This is a genomic window from Paenibacillus paludis (assembly GCF_042610515.1).
Classification (GTDB): Bacteria; Bacillota; Bacilli; order Paenibacillales; family Paenibacillaceae; genus Paenibacillus_AQ.
The window spans coordinates 1-18647 of the sequence record NZ_JBGJZP010000041.1; the positions used below are offsets into that span (position 1 = coordinate 1).

Sequence of the window (18647 nt, forward strand, 5' to 3'; positions counted from 1 at the left end):
CGCATGCCCAATTCTCCACCTCCCTGCCACCGGCTCCTTCATCATCCTCTTCATCACTTTAACTACAGGATGAAATCCTGCGAATTCATGAGTCTGGGTGAAGAAACTGAATCATTTCGAGGGAGTTTAACAGTTTGTGATGATAATGGCGGCATAACGTAAGTGCGTTCACGAACCTTCACTACTTCAAAGCCAACTTCTTGTATAGACAATGTCTACATCATCTAGATAATTTGGAAGGATCGGGTTGATTGCAATTTTATCTACTTCCCCATAATTGAATAATGTGAAAGAACAATCAGCTGTTACAATATTCTCTTCTGATTTAAAACTACACTACATATATCAATTGAATCAATTCCATTAGAGTTGTACTTTACTAAAAACATCACCCCTTCAGTTAAAAAGGGAAAAACAAGAAAAAATGCAATACAACCTATAACTAATCGACTTAAAATCTTAGGGTATCTAGAACGAAAATACCTTACCGCTCCAATAAATCCCATGATCAAGAGAATAATGCCAATTATCACGGGTAAATGTAAGCCTGAATTTTCTTCGTTTGTCCATAGAGAAAATCCTATTACTTTAAAAATACTATCACCAAATGAATGCTTAAATGATTCAGTGATACAAGGAATAACGCTAAAATTATAGCGATTACTTTCTGGTGTTGTAGGGGCAATGCTTTAATCATGGCTAAGGTACATTCTTGCTTCGTATGGACGCAATTCGCTCTCCGTCATATCACCTGTATAATTGCATATCAACAGCTGATTCGTCTGTGCCAATTGTCCCTGAAGCGGGAGTTCGGTCGTATATCCTTTGAAATTGCATACGACAAGAATTTTGGTACCATTCAATGTTCGGGTATATGCAAACACGTCTTGATTCTCTGGAAAGATCAGCTCATATTCACCATATACGATTACTTCATGATCTTTCCTTAATTGAATTAACTTCCGGTAATAATGGAATATGGATTCGGGGTTATTCAAACTTTGTTCGGCATGGATGTGCTTATAATTCGGATTCACCTTAATCCATGGTTTCCCACGTGTAAAACCAGCGTTATCGGAAGTATCCCATTGCATAGGTGTTCGTGCGTTATCGCGTCCTTTGGCGTAGATGGACTCCATAACGTTGCGTTCAGGATAACCTTTCCCCATTCTTTCCTTATAAAAATTGAGCAATTCTATATCCCGATAATCTTCAATAGCATATTGAACATTCGTCATGCCCAATTCTTCACCCTGATAAATGTATGGTGTACCTTGCATGCCATGAAGAAGGGTGGCCAACATTTTAGCTGATTCGATCCTGAATTCTCCATCATTTCCCCAACGTGAAACGATTCGAGGCAAGTCGTGGTTATTCCAGAACAAACTGTTCCAGGCGTCACCCTTGAGCTCCGTCTGCCATTTGGACAACACTTTTTTTAATGACATAACATCTAAAGGCTTTAGATCCCACTTTCCTTTGCCTTCTTGTTCATCCAAGCCGATGTGTTCAAATTGAAATACCATTGAAAACTCACTGCCGTCCGGGTTGCTGTACAGTTTGGCGATTTCCGGAGTGGCGCCCCATGTTTCTCCAACGGTTAGCAGGTCTTCCGCTTTTTGAAACGTCGCTTTGCTCAGTTCCCTGATATATTTATGCAGATTAGGCCCGTTTCCCGTAATCTTCAAATCCGGTTCTTTACCGATTAAGTCGATCACATCAAGTCGAAAACCACCAACACCCTTGTCGATCCACCAATAGATCATGTTGTATATCTCCTGCCGGACTTTGGGGTTTTCCCAGTTAAGATCCGGCTGTTTTACAGAAAATAGATGTAAATAATATTGCCCGATCTCAGGCACCCATTCCCAGGCTGAGCCACCGAATGTGGACCCCAAGTCGTTCGGAGGCGTTCCTTCAACGCCATCTCTCCAGACGTAGTAGTCATGGTACGGATTGTCTTTGCTTTTTTTGGCTTCTTGAAACCAAGGGTGTTCATCCGATGTATGGTTCAACACCAAATCCATAATGATCCGAATGTCTCGTTTCCCGGCTTCATGAATTAACGTTTCCATATCTTCCAAAGACCCAAACATCGGATCGATATCCTGATAATCTGAAATATCATACCCATAATCATCTTGAGGGGACTTGCAAACGGGTGATAACCAAATCGCACCGATGCCGAGTTCCTGCAAATAATCCAATCGGGACACAATGCCCTCCAAGTCGCCGATTCCATCTCCGTTACTATCTTGAAAGCTCCGTGGATATATTTGATATACAACGGTTTCTTTCCACCATTTTTTATTTTTCATGTTCCATTCAACCTCTCTTTCTCACGAAACGTGGTTTATTTTCATCAACTCACAGCATCTAGTTATTCTTTGACGGATCCTACGACAATGCCAGTCACAAAGTATTTTTGCAGCAGCGGATAAATCAGCAATAGCGGGATGACAGCGACTACGATTTTGGCCGCATTCAGGTTCTTTTTCGAAATTTCAGTCAGGTTGCTGAGCTCACTGGAATTCGTGCCGGCTTGAAGCAAATCGGCAATATTCACGTTAAGGGACTGAATATAGGTCATTAGCGGATAATTGCTGACTTTGGTCATATAGATCAAACCGCTGAAGAAGTCATTCCATGTACCCACGATACTGAATAGAGCGACTGTTGCCAGCGCAGGAATGGACACAGGAACATACACTTTGAACAAGACCTGGAGCGGATTCGCCCCATCGATGAACGCTGCTTCTTCAAGCGCTTTAGGTACAGCGGAGAAGAAGTTCATCACGAGGATGACACTGAATATCGGGACAGCGCCTGGCAGAACAAGTGCCCAAATCGTATTCAACATATCCAGGTTTTTGATCAGCAGGTAACTCGGAATCATGCCTCCACTGAACAACATGGCAAAAATCATAATATTCATATAAATGTTTCTGCCTTTAAAATCCCTTTTCGATTTGGATAACGGATAAGCCATCAAAATAATCAGAGTCATGTTAAGCACAAGGGTAAGCGCGACACGTAGAACAGATATGCCAAAGGAACGCCAGAACTGTGGATCATCAATAATTTTGGTATACGCTGCAGTTGTAAAATTGACCGGAACGAGACCTACAGCATTCGCTGATACCGCCTCGCTGCTACTGAATGAAATGGCAACGATATTCCATAACGGAAGAAGGCAGGCCAATGCCAGCATGATGACGATAGCATAGATGACAAACCGGCCAATTCGATCTTTTAAGTTTGCAGAATAGGACACAGGTTTTGCCTCCTTAGAATATTTTTCGGTCCGTATATTTTTTGGCCAACTGGTTGGCAGACAAGAGTAAAACAATGCCGATCACGGACTTGAACAAGCCAACAGCCGTACCGAAGCTATACTGTCGCCCAACGAGACCGATCCGGTAGACATAGGTATCCAGAATATCGCCCGACTCATAGACAACCGGGTTATACAGATTATAGATTTGATCGAAACCGGCGCTCAAAATATTGGTCAGGCTCATTACACCCATGAGCAGAATAATAGGGAGCATGCCCGGCAACGTAATATGCCATACTTTTCTCCACCAACTGGCTCCATCCATTCCTGCCGCTTCATACAGACCGGGATCAATCGACGTAATAGCAGCCAAATAGACGATGGAACTGTAACCAAACTCCTTCCACACGTCTGTTCCGATAATCAGTGGCTGGAACCAGGTGTTGCTGCCAAGGAAATTAATATTTTCCAGGCCAAAGAACGCCAACATTTGATTCACAATTCCGTCCAAACTGAACATGTTGACAACGACGGATGCCAGTACAACCCAAGATAGAAAGTGCGGCAGATAAACAATAGTCTGCACGGATTTTTTTACGTATTTAATACGAATTTCATTTAACAAAACGGAAAAAATGATGGCCATCATCGTTCCGAGCAGAATCTTGCCAATAGCAATCACCAACGTATTGCTGACGACCTGCGCGATATCCGGCAGCTTAAACATATAAATAAAATGCTTCAGCCCTACAAATTCGGAGCCGAACATGCCCTTGGCGGGTATATAGTCCTGAAAAGCCGTAATGATGCCGACCATTGGAACATAGCTGAATATAAGCAAAAACAAAATGCCTGGCAGCATCATCATATGGTACATGGCACCTGCGCCAAGCCGGCCCCTTGCTTTCAAATTCTCCTGTTTCATGGATGAACCCCTTTCTTGAAGAAAGGCTGCGTATCGCAGCCCTGCCACTGTTCATGATGTTTATTGTTTTGATGCGACCTCGTCTTCAATTTCCTGAATGATTTGATCACCACCTTGTTTCTTCCAATTGCTGACGAATGTATCAAAGTAATCGAGCGGTTCTGAACCGGTCACGATTTTGATAAACGATTCCTGCTCCAACTTCGTCAGATTGGCCCACGTCTGTTTCATGCTTGATGTAGTTCCAGAGAAAGTAGGTGTCATCCAGACGAATTTGTTTTCCTGTGTCAGTTTGTCGATCAGTCCAACTCCGTTGATCCGCGAATGATATTTCGACCAAGCAGTCGCGTCATCCGTATCCATGTCGCTTAAATAGGTTTTGATGCTTCCGATATTGTTCTTCGATTCGGTTGTACGAACCTCATCCAGGCCAATCTCTCCTTTAATCCCACGAACGACGTCAGAGTAATCATCCAGCAGCGATGTAGCCGAGTTGACTTCGATATTAAAAGGTCTCGTAGAACCGTCTACCCCGGTCTCTTGATACTTGGCAGCTTCCGGCATGGTTGCTGCGGCATCTTTATCATTAGCCAGTTTATCGTAGAACAGGTTTACAATCTTAACGGCCAGCTCAGGGTGTTCATATCCTTTTTTCACCACGATAAACTGATTGGATGGATTGGCATGTGCCACGTTGACATTGCCGTCTGCATCCTCCAACGTATACGCCGAGAATTTTGCATTTTTATCCATCTGCTTCACGCTGATCAGTCCCCAGTCAGGGATATGCCACGGTCCAAAAGCGATACCGCTTTGGCCATTGGTGTAGAGTGCAGTAATGTCATCAAACGTGCGGGTCCCAAATTGCGGGTCAATGATGCCATTCTTGAACCAATCCGCCATGATGCCCAGCATTTGCTTGGTTTCTTCTGTCGTGGAACCATACACGATTTTGCCCTCTTCACCATCCATCCAATATTGCGGGAACGCTCCCTCGGTTGAGGCAACTCCCAGCATGGTATAAGCAGAGCCATTATAATCTGTTGTATTCAGCGTGTTCACAAATGGAATACCTACCGGGTTCCCGGATTGGCCAGGATCTCTTTTCAGGAATTCCAGCGCTGTTTTCTCCACTTCATCCAGCGAGATGGTCCCGTCTCCGTCTGCATCAAGTTGAATTCCCAGCAGATCCAGCCAATCTTGACGGACCCAAACCATCGTTGGTGCGGAATCCAGGGAAGTCGCCGGAAGGCCCATCAAACGTCCATCGATCGTCGCATTGTCTAATGCACGGCCATCATAGGAATCGTACATCTGCTTGATGTTATCCGTAGCATATTGATCATAAATGGCTGTCAGATCCTCAATCAGATCATTATCCACCAGTTCTTTCAGTTCATCTTTGGAATCGACGCGCATCATGTCAGGCAATTCCCCGGAGGCGATGGCGAGCGAAACTTGACGGCTATAATCTTCACCATTGGCTTCAAATTGATCTGTAATCTGAGCGTTAAACGTGTCTTTGACCAGCCGAGTATACGCGTTGTTCTCATAGGTATCTCCAGCCGGCAGTTTCGGGTTGGCTGTGGTCACCCGTCCCATGGTTACGGTGATTTCGTCTTTATAGGCACTGAACGGATCTCCCGGCGTTACCTCATATTTGCCTGCTTCCTCTGCAGTAGGAGGATTGGAAGAGTCTCCACATGCCGCGAGGGTTGCAACCATCAAGGCAGACATGGACAGCACGGCCAGACGCTTCGTCAACCGTTTGCTTTTCATGGACCATTTTGTTCTCATCTAGTTCGATTCCCCTTTATACTGATTATCAATTATGTTTACGCTTTCATTATAAAATGGATTGAAGACCAATCGTGATAGGGATTGCACGTCCGTTTGGATAGAGAAATGGTTACAGTTTTCAGTCGGTAATATAATACATTGGTTAGCTTGTGAGCATATACCCTACCTACTGACCTACATTCGTCTATCTATCCTTATTCTTGATCAAAAACAAAGGCCAGCAGCTCCTAAAACAGGAAGCTGTCGGCCTTCATTTATCAAAAATCGATAAAATGTCTTTCGTATCATTTACATGACAGCCTACAACGATCATGGAATACGGTCACTTTTCTCATTAAATGGATGTTCGGTCATTGGGAAGATATCCGCTATTTATTTCCTCTGCCTAGCTGCCGATACTCGCTTGGCAGAAGACCTGTCAGTTCACGGAAAATCCGGCTGAAATATTTTTCATCCGTATAACCCACTCGCTCCGCAATCCAGAAAATCGTGTTGTTCGTATTGAGCAAATACTCTTTGGACTTCTCTACCCGGATGAACCTGGAGTACTCATTAAAGGTTTTCCCCATCAGATCTTTGAAACATTGACTGAAATAGCTTCGGCTGATGTTGAGTTGTTGGGAGAGACCTGAAGCTGTATATGCCTGCTCCAAATCATGTTGCACGATCATCACCGCTTTTTTCACGGCATCGATGATTTCCGGTGAATATGAAGTCTGTTCATCGGTCTTTCGAATGCCTGCAGCAGTCTGCTTGATCCACTCTTCGACCTCGAACCAGGACTCGAAAGAATGGATCATGGAGATTCTTCCAAGCGTAGTTTGGGCAAAAAGGTGGTTCCACTCCATAACGATCGAGTACAGCAATCCCATCAACTGACCTTTATGTAATCGTAATAATTTGAACTGGTCAATAAGTTGGTTGTAGTAACTGTCATGATGGGTCCATAGTGTTTGGAACCAACTTTGCTTAATCCGGTCAATGTCCTCATCCTGCGGTTCTTTTGAAAATATGTCTCCCTCTTTCATCGAAACGGGAATGACTTGGTCACTGGGGTTGTACGCATAGAATAATGACGTCTCTGTATAATTCATAATCCAGTTTTTGATTTGCGACCACGTTCGCTCTTGTACATCAGACAAAACCAACAACGTACTTTGGGGGACCTGATTCAGGGATTCCTTTAATTGATGAAAAAGCTGATCCTCTTCGTACTGGGGTACTGCCCACATCCAGCTATTCCGCTCAACCTCCCACCTTATCTCTTCTTCATGCGCAGTTAGCTCCATTGTCCACGTATGTTCTGATTTGCGATCCAGTGAAACAAGTGCATACACATTTCGATAATGGACATTAATTGCATTCTGTGAAGGCATCTTTATTTTCGTGTTCGTCAACCCGTTAATTCGGGTATGTATCCGATGCAGAACATGTTCGAATTGCTCTTTCTCCAGCTGGACTTTGGCTATATAGTCGATGGCTCCCAGCCTGAGCGCTTCCTGGATATAATCGAAATCCTGATGCAGTGTTAACACAACGATATGAAGTTCCGGATAGAGCTGCCTCGCAGCATGCATCAGTTCAATCCCTGACATTACCGGCATGGCAAGATCCGTCAACATTAGATCGACCGGTTGGGATTTCAGAAAATCCAGTGCTTTCGCCCCGTTACTTGCTTCTCCTACAACTTCCATGTTGAACTCGTTCCATGGCATCGCAGAGCTAATGCCTTTGCGTACGAGCTTATCGTCATCCACAATCAATACCTTAATCATGCCGGGATATCTTCTCCTTTAATAGGCAATATGAGCAGTATGCTTGTCCCCGTTCCCACTTCACTCTCGATCACCAGTTGTGCTTGATCCCCGTACTGTGCCTTCAACATACGGTGAACGTAATTGAGTCCTATACCCATCCCTACTTTTTGTTGTTCAGCTACACGATTGTTCAGCAGTTTATGAATGGCTTCCTCGGTCATGCCTGCACCATTATCTTGTATCATAATGTTCAACGTTTCAGTGCGTGTAACTTCAATTTGAATAAAACCTTCGTCACTCAACCCATGATATAGCGAATTTTCAACCAGCGGTTGCAAAATAAAGCGAGGCACAGGAATTTGAAGCACTTGTTCATCTGCAGTAATGCGGACGTCAAATTCAAAGTCATATCGAATTTGCTGCAAAATCAGATACTGCCTTAACGCATCAATTTCCTCTTCCATCGTGGATACTTGCCCTAATTTGCCCAAATTGTAATACAACAGCTTGTTCAAGGACTGCACCAGCTTGTCGATCTCCCCTTGTCCGTTCATGACGGCCAGCCAGTGCACCGTATCCAGCGTATTCATCAGAAAGTGCGGGTTGATCTGATAGAGCAGTTTTTCCACTTCCAGGTCTGCACGAATCTTCTCTTTCTGCTGCACTTCCTTGAAGAGGTCACCGATTTGATGCTGCATATTGGTAAATTCACCCAGCAGAAAATCAAATTCGGGAATCTGAGTTCGAGCTCGGCTCCCTGTCGATTGTGGATTCTTGGACATCCCATTGATTTCGGAATGGAAGAGTCCGAGTGGTTTGTAGACCATCTTCCACAGAAGCCAAGCAAGAAATACGGTAAAGCCAAGGAAAAATAAAGCGACCAGCAATATTTGAAGCAGCCACTGGTTTTTCTCCTGTTGATATTGAGCCTGTGAAATGACCGATACGATACTCCATTTCTGTGAGGAATCCTCTTTAAACCAGTGGTACCCGCGGGATATTCCGTCCTTCACAGGGTCGACTGTTAAGCTGGAGAAATTCTCCCCGACCTTCATGGCTTCCGGTATTTCACTGTACACAATGTTGCCTTCTCCATCCAGGATCAAATGAGATAAAGCGCCGTTGTATTGATTGTAACCCAAGATATCCTCTGTAAGACGAAAGCCGGATTCTACGTAAATGTACGCATCGTCCCTTTTGGGAAGTTGTACTCTTCGCATAGCAGACAGAACGAGTTTGTCATCGAATCGATTCATGCTGATATGGGGACCATAGTACTTAATTCCATAGGTTTGGAAGAGCACAGGCAAAGACTCAGGAGAAAAATGATCCTTGATCGGAAAGTTACCGAACTGCGTAGTGCCTTCTTTCTGGAAGTAATATAAGGTCAAACCGATATTTGGATTGGTAAACGTGACAACGCTTAACTCGCTCTTTAATTCGTCCCTGGCCTCGATCAATTCGAAGATATCGGAGGACGGATTCAAAAATTCATCCATCCTTTTGCCTACAGTGCCACTGTAAGACAATTGCTGCGTAACGTGATTCAGATTGGTGATTGAATTCTCCAATGAGGATGTCACCTGCTGTAAATTGCTACGGATGCCATCATCGATCTTATTTGCGAAAATGGAGTCAATGGTATAGTAAGAAATTGCAAATATGCTGATAAAGGGGATAAACGCACTGAGAAAGAACAATAAAAAGATTCTTTTTTTTAGTGTCATTTTGACCTGTTCTCCTTCTAAAAATGAAACAACAAGCTCCTACTTATGGAAGCTTGCTGTGAATATACATACAGCTATACCGATTATCGTTTTCCTCATAGCCCTCGGCCATTTTGAAGCATGTCGGCATTTCAATCCATTCAGGAGGGCACAAATCAGGACAATCTGTCTGTGTCCTGTCCAAGTCCAATTTTCTTTCATAATTATAGATTGATATTCAAATTAGTCAAACACTTTCATACTGAACGGTGCCACAATGCTGCCCGTTAGCCAACCATGCAGCGCAAAATCAGCGCTGCACCACAGAGAATGAAAATTTCAGCTCGGTATTTTATACTGGAAGTACGGCTGGGAGAGGAAGGTCGATGAACTATGGTGCGATTAGAGCCCATCCGTTATTCTGACTCCAACGACCTCGGTGCACCACTGAATGTTGCTCCCGCTGGGAAGCACTCATAGTAGATTAATCCTATTCTGGTTGTTGCACCAATCTCCAATCATGATGCCGTAGAAAGGTTGAATGGCGTGGATGTAATTATTGAACGGGCGTGCGGTATGGATGTCCATAAAGACAATATTACTGCTTAATGCCCAGCATATGAAAGCTGTACCTGGACGCAAAACCGATGTTAAAGATGCAGAATGGATTTGCCAACTCCTTCGCCACGGCCTGATCAAAGCCAGTTTCATTCCAGACCGTAATCAATGTGAGTTAAGAGAGCTTGTTCGTTATCGTCGGAGTATCATCGAAGAACGTGCCAGACCGCATAATCGAATCCAAAAAGTATTAGAGAGAGCAATATTAAGCTTGGTTCCGTTGTCTCAGATATTATGGGAGTTTCCTCTAGATACATGCTTTATGCGATTGCTGAAGGTATAGATGATCCTGAGCAACTGGCCAACATGGCCCTTCGAACACTAAAACGAAAAAAAGACGAACTTGAACTTGCCCTCCAAGGATACGCAAGCCCCCATCAACGCCTAATGATAAAAACCATTCTAACTCACATCGACTTTCTAACTCAACAAATTGATATGCTGGATCAAGAAGTTGCACGGCGAGTAAATCCTTACCAAGAAGATATCGAACGATTAGACTCAATTCCAGGCATATCAACACGAATGGCCGAACAAATCCTGGCTGAAATCGGTACTGATATTAAAAACCAGTTTTCAAGCGCAGCTCATATGTGTTCCTGCGCAGGACTTGTTCCTGGCCATAACGAAAGTGCGGGCAAAAGGAAATCGGCTAAAACCAAAAAGGGCAATAAATATTTGAGATCAGGCTTAACGGAAGCTGCTCCGTAAAAGGTTAAAAGAACTACCTCGGTGCACTTTATAGGCGTACAGCTGCACGGAAAGGAAGGAAACGAGCAGGAATAGTAGTCGCCCATGCCATGTTGAGAATCTCCTATTACCTTCTAACTCGTAAAGAAATGTATGTTGATCTAGGGGAAGACTACTTTGATAAGCAAAGGGAACAGTCCATTGTGCGACATGCTTTACGCAGACTTGAAGGACTAGGCTACTCCATTACCATCACTAAACCAGAAGGCACTTAATCTGTATAAAGCTGCAATAAAAAGCTATTCTGGCGCTCTCCCCTTTTAAAAAACGAACGAGCTGCGTCTTCTTTAGTGCTGCCTTTTTCCACACTTTGGTGCAATGAATTTTCATAGTAGTTCAATCAAAAGCAGCCTTTCCTTTTGGACTGAACTGCCGAGTTGGTTTGGTTTTTTTCAACTATCGTTTCCCGTTAGCCATACATGCAGCGCAAACGACGCACCACAGATGATGAAAATATATGTATCTGTTATACTGCTACTATGGCTGGAAGAAGAAGGTGGATAAGCTATGGTGCCTACGAGCCCATCCGTTAGTCTGACTCCAACGATCACGGTGCATCACAGATTGTCACTCCTATCTGGAAGCACTCATGGGAGATTAATCCTGCTCTGATTGTTGCACCAGCCTCTTACCTAATTTGAGCTTAATGAAAACAAGGTAGCGGCTCTGCCGTGGCAAACTACTCCTTGTTTGATTCAACTATCCTTCATCTTTCACTCAATGATTTATTTTGTCTCGGACGAATCAGATTGTTCACTACGGAGGACTTCATGCGTTATTTTCAATTGGTCCTGTATTCCAAAAAGCCATAACCCTCCCCCTTTTTTTAAACCATTCAAAATTTAGGAATAGCTTCCTTTTGTGCATTTGTAATAAAAAGGGAGTATATTGTATTTTTGTCGATTTTACAGTAATAAACATATGAGAAGTATTGAATACAAACAAGTGTTTCCTGTCACGTCAATATACATAAAGTGAGGAGCATAGACCATGATAATCAAACCAAGAACACGCGGCTTCATATGCACAACTGCACATCCAGAGGGATGCGCCAGCCAAGTTCAGCAGCAAATACAAGCGATAACAAAACGGCCGAAGATCCAGGGCCCCCGTAATGTTCTGGTAATTGGAGCCTCAACCGGATATGGTCTTGCTTCCCGTATTACATCTGCTTTCGGTGCGGGCGCAAGCACAGTGGGCGTGTACCGGCAGAGCAGTCCAAACGGAAAACGGACAGCATCCGCTGGCTGGTATAATTCAGCGGCGTTTGAACGGCTTGCCGAAGAAGCAGGCCTGCAGTCCTACAGTGTCGCCGGTGATGCTTTCTCGCAAGAAACCAAAGAGCGAACGATTGAGCTGATCCGCCAGAAGCTGGGACAGGTCGATCTTGTGGTCTACAGTGTTTCTACAGGACGACGGAGTGATCCGCAGACAGGTGAGGTGTATCAATCTGCGCTGAAGCCTATCGGGCGCACCTACACTAATAAAACGGTAGACTTCCATACCGGTGAAGTAAGCACCATATCTATTGAGCCTGCCACAGAAGAGGAAATCCGCGGCACGGTCAAAGTGATGGGCGGTGAAGATTGGCTGCTGTGGATTAATGCTCTCCGGGAAGCAGATGTGCTGGCAGACGATGCGACAACGATAGCTTACTCCTATATCGGGCCGGAGCTTACGGATGCGGTCTACCGCTCCGGAACCATCGGCCGGGCTAAGGATCATCTGGAAGCCACCGCCAGAGAGCTTAACGCGCAGATGAAGGTTCATGGCGGTCGCGCATTCGTCGTGGTTAGTAAAGGGCTGGTGACCCAATCGAGTTCCGCCTTGCCGGTTGTTCCTTTATACATCTCAGTCCTATACAAAGTGATGAAGGAACTAGAACTGCACGAAGGCTGTATTGAACAGACGTACCGCCTGTTTGCAGATCGTCTCTATACAAGTGGAGAAGTTCCGCTGGATGAGGAAGGACGCATTCGTATTGATGACTGCGAAATGTCGCCTGCCGTTCAAGCTGAGGTAACCCGCATCTGGAACCTTTTGTCCACAGAGAATATGAATGAACTTACCGACCTGCAAGGCTACCGCAGAGAGTTCTTCCAGTTGTTTGGCTTTGAGAATGCTGATATCAACTATGAAGCAGACACGAACCCGGAAGTTGCTATACCAAACTTATACCAATAAAGTCTGACATGTATCATGTAACTAGATAAGAAAGAAGTGCTGTTATGCGGGAGCGGGACGCCGCTTTATATTCTTGATCGCGGCTGACCTGGGACTGAAGTCGGAGCTGGGATATTTATTGTTCCGGTTATCAGCGCTTTCTCATCTCTTGTAGAATGTTTAATCTTTACGATAGGACAGGTTTTGTCCTTCTTACTTCGGAGGACAAGCGCTTGTGCCCATTCCCGGGCGACCTGTCAATAAGAAACAGATGTGAAAATTCTAATCGTACTCTAATAAAAGGCGGTAATCCCTCAAGGAGAGAACAAAATTTCAACCCTTAACAATTTATGTAAATATTTAACGTGCTACAGTGTATTCAGGTGATCACCCAGATTACAACAACGGGAGGTAACATATGAATACAACTCACAGTAAAAGACGGTTTCGCAATTTGGGTATTGGTGTCACTCTAGGTATAGCCTTGTTGTCTGCAGGAACTGGATTTATAGACAGCACCAGCACGGCTTATGCAGCAACAGCTGCAACTGTTGGGGATAAAGTTATTTCAACTGGTCTGAAATACCAAGGAGTCCCTTATAAATTCGGGGCGCAGTCCGGTAAAACTGATGCTTTCGATTGCTCCTCATTTACTCAGTTTGTATTTAAACAAAATGGAGTATCTATTCCCCGCTCATCCAGTCAACAGTCCAATGTCGGAACGTTCGTAACTAGGGATCAGCTGCAACCTGGAGACCTTGTATTCTTCTATTCTCCTATACATCATGTAGCCATTTATATGGGCGATGGAAAGATTCTCCACACGTTTGGAAAAGGGGGAGTGACGATCACTCCGCTGAATACAGGCTGGTGGAATTCTCATTACACAACAGCACGCCGGGTATTGCCTACAAACGGACAAGTAACAGTGAACTCTGTAAACAGCAGCCCAGAAACAATATCCCCCGCTGCTTCAGTTCCCGCACCATCCGTTAATCCTTTTCCTGATCAAACGGGACAAGATGGTGAGAAAGCCGTAAATTAATATATTAATCAATTAAGCAAGCCGCCTCTGAATAATCAGAGGCGGCTTGCTGTTTACCGAATGTATTGCTTTTCCAGCTACGGCAGCTGATTTGGCATCAAAAGAGCAGATCCTTCTTTCAAAGATAAATTTAAACCTGATAATCAAGCACTACGGATGAGCGAGGTATTGTCGGCAGCTCAACAATTACTTCTGTTCCCTTACCTTCACTGCTCTCAATTCGGATCGATCCTTGATGCTCCTTCACAATTGCTTTTGCAATAGGCAGTCCAAGTCCAGTCCCTCCTGTCTTCCTGTGGCGAGAGCTGTCGATACGGTAAAAACGTTCAAACACATGTTTTACCTCCTCTGGAGGAATTCCGATTCCATAATCTTTAACGATAAATTGAACACAGTCGTGTTGGCTGGTTAAATGCAGTTCTATAGCGGCCGTGCTGTATTTCAAGGCGTTATCGAGCAAAATAATCATTAGCTGTTTAATTTTGCTGTGATCCGCTTGTATCGCTAATTGCTTCTCCCTTGTATGAACTACGATTTTTCTGGAGCTTAATTGACCGAAGTGAGCAATCACCTGTTTACAGGTTTGGATTAAATCCACCGAACTCAACGTAAATTGTCCCCCTTGCTGGGATGAAGCCAAATTTAGCAGCTGCTGAGTCATTACCCTCATCCGTTTAGTTTCCTCGTAGATGGACTTCACGGCTTCTTCCTGCACTTTTTTATCCTGGGCTCCCCAGCGTCTAAGCATGTTCGAATAGCCCTCTATGATCATTAGAGTCGTATTGAGTTCATGAGAGGCATCGGAGACAAATTGCTGCTGATTCCAAAAGCTCTCCTCCAGTCTTTCGATCATTCGATTGAAAGTCTCCGTCATTTCATAGATTTCATCAGTTCCCTTTCTTTTAAAAGGAATCTTCTTATAAGTGAGACTGCTTTCAATCTCCCTCATCGTTCTTATACTGCTTGCAATAGGCTTAACGATTGTACGGGAGAGAATGCTTCCACCCAACATACAGACTAAGGCTGCTCCGAAAGTGGTGAACGTCAGTATTGTCACAAGAATTTGAATGTTGGTCTCCAAATCATCTAATTTCTCAGCAATTTCAAAACGGTCTAAGGTCCCGCTCGCGTTCATCACAGGAATATAGACGATAAGTATTCTTCTCCCGTCATGATGTAAAAGTTTAGTACTTTTAGTTTTGCTATAGCTAAACGGAATCTCATTCAAATCAAAATCAGCATCATTCGAGATATTTCGCACGATATTAGAGCCAGGGACGGAAATTCGAATGAGGGTATCTTCTGTTAATGAATTATAAAGTAAAGTCTCCTGAGCTTCTTTGCTCAAGTATTCTGCTTGCGCAATAATTGGCTCCCATTTACTTAAGAGCATTTCACCCGCATTTTGGCCGGCATTTTTAATGAATAACAAATATACTGCAATATCAACGCACAATAATATGCCAATAAGCAAAAGAGAGGTCAACAAGGTGATTTTAGTTCCTAGCTTCAACCGTCTTCCTCCTTGATGCAGTATCCGATGCCGCGAATTGTTTTGATTAACTTATTCTTGAAACCGGAATCGATCTTTTTTCTAACATATAGGATATAAACATCAACAACATTCGTATCTCCAACAAAATCATAACCCCAAACGTGATTAATAATTTGCTCCCGGTTCAGTACTTGGTTTTTATTCTCTGTCAGAAAAACCAATAAATCGAACTCTTTAGGGGTAAGCTCAATCTTTTGGCCTTCACGGATCACATCTCTGGTATGTTTGTTAATGATCAGATTATTGATTTGAATAATTGACGGTTCTTGTGGAGAATTGGACTTTTCGCCGCCAAGCCTGATATTTGCTCTAATTCTGGCCAGTAGTTCTTCAATCTCAAACGGTTTGGTAATGTAATCATTTGCCCCCTGATCTAAACCTGCTACTTTTTCGGACGTGCTATTTCGGGCAGTTACCAGAATCACTGGAGTATAGGCATCTACTTTTCTTAATCTTCTTAAGACTTCCACACCATTAAGTTCCGGAAGCATGATATCCAAAATGATTAGATTCCAGCCTTGAGCGAGCGCTTTCTCCAATCCGTCCCTGCCGTTTTCGGCAATTTCTACATGGTAGCCCTCATAGGTCAGCTCCAACTCCAGAAGGCGTGAAATTTTCACTTCATCTTCAACAATCAGTATTGAATGTACCAATGACATTTCCCCTTTTAACCATTTTTAAGCCGAAAAAAGGACAGGAACCCCCCCGTATTGGAGTAGTATCCTGTCCTCTTTCATTTATTATTCATCAGCAGTTTCTGTATCTTGCTCCTGTTGGTTGTTGTCCGTATATGAAGCATCGGCTTTCTCAACTTTAATGATTTTGCCGGTTATTGCATCCACCTTCACTTCAGTTTCCAACTTCGAATCGCTGATAATTTCAACACTGTAAACCACAGCACCATCTTCGTCTTCAAGCTCTACTTGTTTTACGGTTCCCTTCACCTGACCTTGCGCAAGGGTAATGCTTTGCTGTTTTGAGATTTTAGCCTGCTTCAATAAATCAGCTTCTTCCTTAGCATCTGCAACTTCTCCGTCACCGTCTGATTGCTCCTGATCATCCGCAACTTCTCCGTCTCCGTCCGATTGCTCCTGGGTAGAATTTAGGGTTGAATTGACCTGATCATCAGCAGTTTCTCCATCTCCATCCGATACAGCTTGTCCAGTTGTCTGGGCAGTTGTTTTGACCGAAACATTGGATGCTGCAAAGGCTGAGTGCAGTAAAGCTCCACTTCCAAGTGTCACCGCACTAACTAAACCAACAGATAAAAGCCACTTCTTATTCATTTTCTTCCTCCTTGAATTCGATATCTTCTTACATCTCAAAGTATAATTTCAATAAATTAGAGCACTCTTAGAATCACATTAGAAATCCCTTAGTCTCTATCACTATGTATGATGCTACCGATACAAAGCATTAAATATGTATGACCGTTTCAGCAGCGTGTTCTGGTGAAAAAGAGTTATAAAAAAGCAAAACACCCGCCAATACTCACGGGTGTTTTGTTAATTTATTTTCACTCGAAGGTAATCTTAGGATTGAAACCGCCATCGGCTATGTTGACGTCCCAACATGTAAACGAAGCAGATGCTACTGCAAAAGATAACCCCCATCCGGGAACAAGGTGCTGCCTGTAGTGAAGGGATTCGTCATCAGGTATAGTACCGTATGCGCAACCTCCTCATCATAGCCCACACGTCCCAGAAGCGACAGCTTCTCGTATTCTTTAAAATGTTCTCCCCGTGCACTGCCCTCCTGTCCCTCTCTCCAGATCGTGCCGGGTGATACCACATTAACACGAGCGGGGGCTAACTCCACTGCCAGCGCTTTGCCTAAGCTCTCGATCGCACCGTTGCACGCGGCGTAAGAAGCCCCTCCATCCAGCGGCCGCTGACTGAATGCTCCGGACATCAGCACTATTGAGCCGGTTGCTGACAAATAAGGCACAGCATATTTAGCAGCAAAGTACTGCGGCCAGAACTTGCCCTCAAAACAGCTGACCGCAACATCGCGGTCTGCCGTGTGCGGACCGCGAACATAAGCAGCGCCAGGCGTAAACAAGTGGTCAAACGTTCCGATTTGCGCAAAAAACTGCTGCAGCTGACTTTCATTCCGGTTATCCAGCACATGGAACTCAATAACGCTTCCTGACTGCTGTTTCACATGCTCCGCCGCCTGAAGCAGCTTGTCCTGCGACCGCCCTGCGATGATGACCTGCGCCCCTAGCTTGGCGGCAGCCACAGCCGTAGCTAAACCGATACCCGAGCTTCCTCCAATAACGACCACTTTCTTATCTGCTAAATTCCAATAGTCCATATCTGTTTCTCCTCCGTGGTTCTGTACATTTTTGTTCATTATGGAATGAAAGAGTGTCGTCGTCCAGTACGCACTTTATTCGTACCTGGTACGAATTTTCGTACCTTCAGGTGGTGTGCGGACTGCGAAGGATGCACAAAAAAATATATTCCGGTATGATAAAAGTACATCTACAAGAAGGTTAAGGAGGAAATGATCTGTGAATCTGCAAGAGCCCAGACTGGACGGGGTGCTGGCAACACTCGAAGCGATCGAGGGGAAATGGAAGCCGCTGATTTTATTCATTTTATTAATCGACGGCACGAAGCGCTTCGGTGAACTGCGGCGCCTCATTCCGGATGTCTCGCAAGGGACCCTGTCCAAACAGCTCCGGGAGCTGGAAGAGGCCATGTTAATAGAACGGAAAGTGTTCCCCAGTATCCCCGCAAAGGTTGAATACAGCCTCTCCGCTCACGGTAAAACGCTGAGCACCCTTTTGGACAACATGTGCGGCTGGGGGCGGGAGCATCTAAAAGTGCTGGAAGGATATAAAGAGACTGGGTGCTGCCAATCAGAATAACGTGGATTCCGGTAACGGCAAAAAAACCCGGAGTCTTGCCATACTTTCAAGCCGGGCCAAGTGGAAACGGCTTCGCCGTCCTCAAAAGGACGGTATCCGTTTCAGCGAGAAATAGAAGGATAATTTATAGCGTGAAGCATATAAATTCTGGCGTAATATATAATCCTTGTAGAAAA

General features: G+C 44.3%; 14 protein-coding genes and 1 pseudogene. 5 read left to right on the forward strand and 10 right to left on the reverse strand.

Annotated elements, in window-relative coordinates:
- Positions 1 to 689 precede the first annotated feature (689 nt).
- The 6 genes from ACAN56_RS35225 to ACAN56_RS35250 form a co-directional block, all read right to left on the reverse strand.
- Entirely contained in the window at positions 690 to 2318 is a 1629-nt protein-coding gene (locus ACAN56_RS35225; protein ID WP_379148740.1) for a glycoside hydrolase family 13 protein, read from the reverse strand.
- Positions 2319 to 2380: 62 nt separating this feature from the next.
- Positions 2381 to 3274 carry a carbohydrate ABC transporter permease gene (locus ACAN56_RS35230; protein ID WP_038591843.1) on the reverse strand — a complete coding sequence of 298 codons (894 nt, stop codon included), beginning with the start codon at positions 3272 to 3274 and terminating at the stop codon, positions 2381 to 2383.
- A 13-nt stretch (positions 3275 to 3287) separates the two neighbouring features.
- Entirely contained in the window at positions 3288 to 4202 is a 915-nt protein-coding gene (locus ACAN56_RS35235) for an ABC transporter permease (RefSeq protein WP_052092081.1), read from the reverse strand.
- A 60-nt stretch (positions 4203 to 4262) separates the two neighbouring features.
- Positions 4263 to 5999, reverse strand: a complete 1737-nt coding sequence (locus ACAN56_RS35240) for a type 2 periplasmic-binding domain-containing protein (protein WP_038591840.1) — start codon at positions 5997 to 5999, stop codon at positions 4263 to 4265.
- Between the two features lie 371 nt (positions 6000 to 6370).
- The gene (locus ACAN56_RS35245; RefSeq protein ID WP_038591837.1) at positions 6371 to 7777 is read right to left on the reverse strand and encodes a response regulator transcription factor; all 1407 of its coding nucleotides are present in this window, start codon (positions 7775 to 7777) and stop codon (positions 6371 to 6373) included.
- The gene (locus tag ACAN56_RS35250) at positions 7774 to 9486 is read right to left on the reverse strand and encodes a sensor histidine kinase (protein ID WP_038591834.1); all 1713 of its coding nucleotides are present in this window, start codon (positions 9484 to 9486) and stop codon (positions 7774 to 7776) included. Before ACAN56_RS35250 ends, ACAN56_RS35245 begins: the two co-directional genes overlap by 4 nt.
- Positions 9487 to 10084: 598 nt before the next feature.
- Between ACAN56_RS35250 and ACAN56_RS35255 the strand changes: the two genes are divergently transcribed.
- The 4 genes and pseudogenes from ACAN56_RS35255 to ACAN56_RS35270 form a co-directional block, all read left to right on the forward strand.
- Positions 10085 to 10366 carry an IS110 family transposase gene (locus tag ACAN56_RS35255; RefSeq protein ID WP_231578486.1) on the forward strand — a complete coding sequence of 94 codons (282 nt, stop codon included), beginning with the start codon at positions 10085 to 10087 and terminating at the stop codon, positions 10364 to 10366.
- Positions 10339 to 10794 carry a transposase gene (locus ACAN56_RS35260; protein WP_231578269.1) on the forward strand — a complete coding sequence of 152 codons (456 nt, stop codon included), beginning with the start codon at positions 10339 to 10341 and terminating at the stop codon, positions 10792 to 10794. The genes ACAN56_RS35255 and ACAN56_RS35260 overlap by 28 nt, the downstream gene beginning before the upstream one ends.
- A 1029-nt stretch (positions 10795 to 11823) precedes the next feature.
- Complete coding sequence (fabV, locus tag ACAN56_RS35265; protein ID WP_379148746.1) at positions 11824 to 13017, forward strand: enoyl-ACP reductase FabV; 1194 nt, start codon at positions 11824 to 11826, stop codon at positions 13015 to 13017.
- Between the two features lie 397 nt (positions 13018 to 13414).
- A pseudogene (locus ACAN56_RS35270) lies at positions 13415 to 13903 on the forward strand (C40 family peptidase); the annotation flags it as partial.
- Positions 13904 to 14171: 268 nt separating this feature from the next.
- On the opposite strand, the gene ACAN56_RS35275 reads toward ACAN56_RS35270, so the two are convergent.
- The 4 genes from ACAN56_RS35275 to ACAN56_RS35290 all read right to left on the reverse strand — a co-directional run bounded on the left by ACAN56_RS35275 (position 14172) and on the right by ACAN56_RS35290 (position 17912).
- Positions 14172 to 15554: a sensor histidine kinase gene (locus ACAN56_RS35275; RefSeq protein ID WP_379148747.1), complete on the reverse strand. Its 1383-nt coding sequence runs from the start codon at positions 15552 to 15554 to the stop codon at positions 14172 to 14174.
- Positions 15551 to 16255 (reverse strand): response regulator transcription factor, encoded by a 705-nt coding sequence (locus ACAN56_RS35280; protein WP_038591828.1) that lies wholly within the window; start codon positions 16253 to 16255, stop codon positions 15551 to 15553. Before ACAN56_RS35280 ends, ACAN56_RS35275 begins: the two co-directional genes overlap by 4 nt.
- A gap of 81 nt (positions 16256 to 16336) precedes the next feature.
- A complete protein-coding gene (locus ACAN56_RS35285; RefSeq protein ID WP_379148750.1) occupies positions 16337 to 16882 on the reverse strand; it encodes a PepSY domain-containing protein in 546 nt (181 codons plus the stop codon).
- A 304-nt stretch (positions 16883 to 17186) separates the two neighbouring features.
- Positions 17187 to 17912, reverse strand: a complete 726-nt coding sequence (locus ACAN56_RS35290; RefSeq protein WP_379148752.1) for an SDR family oxidoreductase — start codon at positions 17910 to 17912, stop codon at positions 17187 to 17189.
- A gap of 199 nt (positions 17913 to 18111) precedes the next feature.
- Between ACAN56_RS35290 and ACAN56_RS35295 the strand changes: the two genes are divergently transcribed.
- The gene (locus tag ACAN56_RS35295; protein ID WP_379148754.1) at positions 18112 to 18471 is read left to right on the forward strand and encodes a winged helix-turn-helix transcriptional regulator; all 360 of its coding nucleotides are present in this window, start codon (positions 18112 to 18114) and stop codon (positions 18469 to 18471) included.
- Positions 18472 to 18647 lie beyond the last annotated feature (176 nt).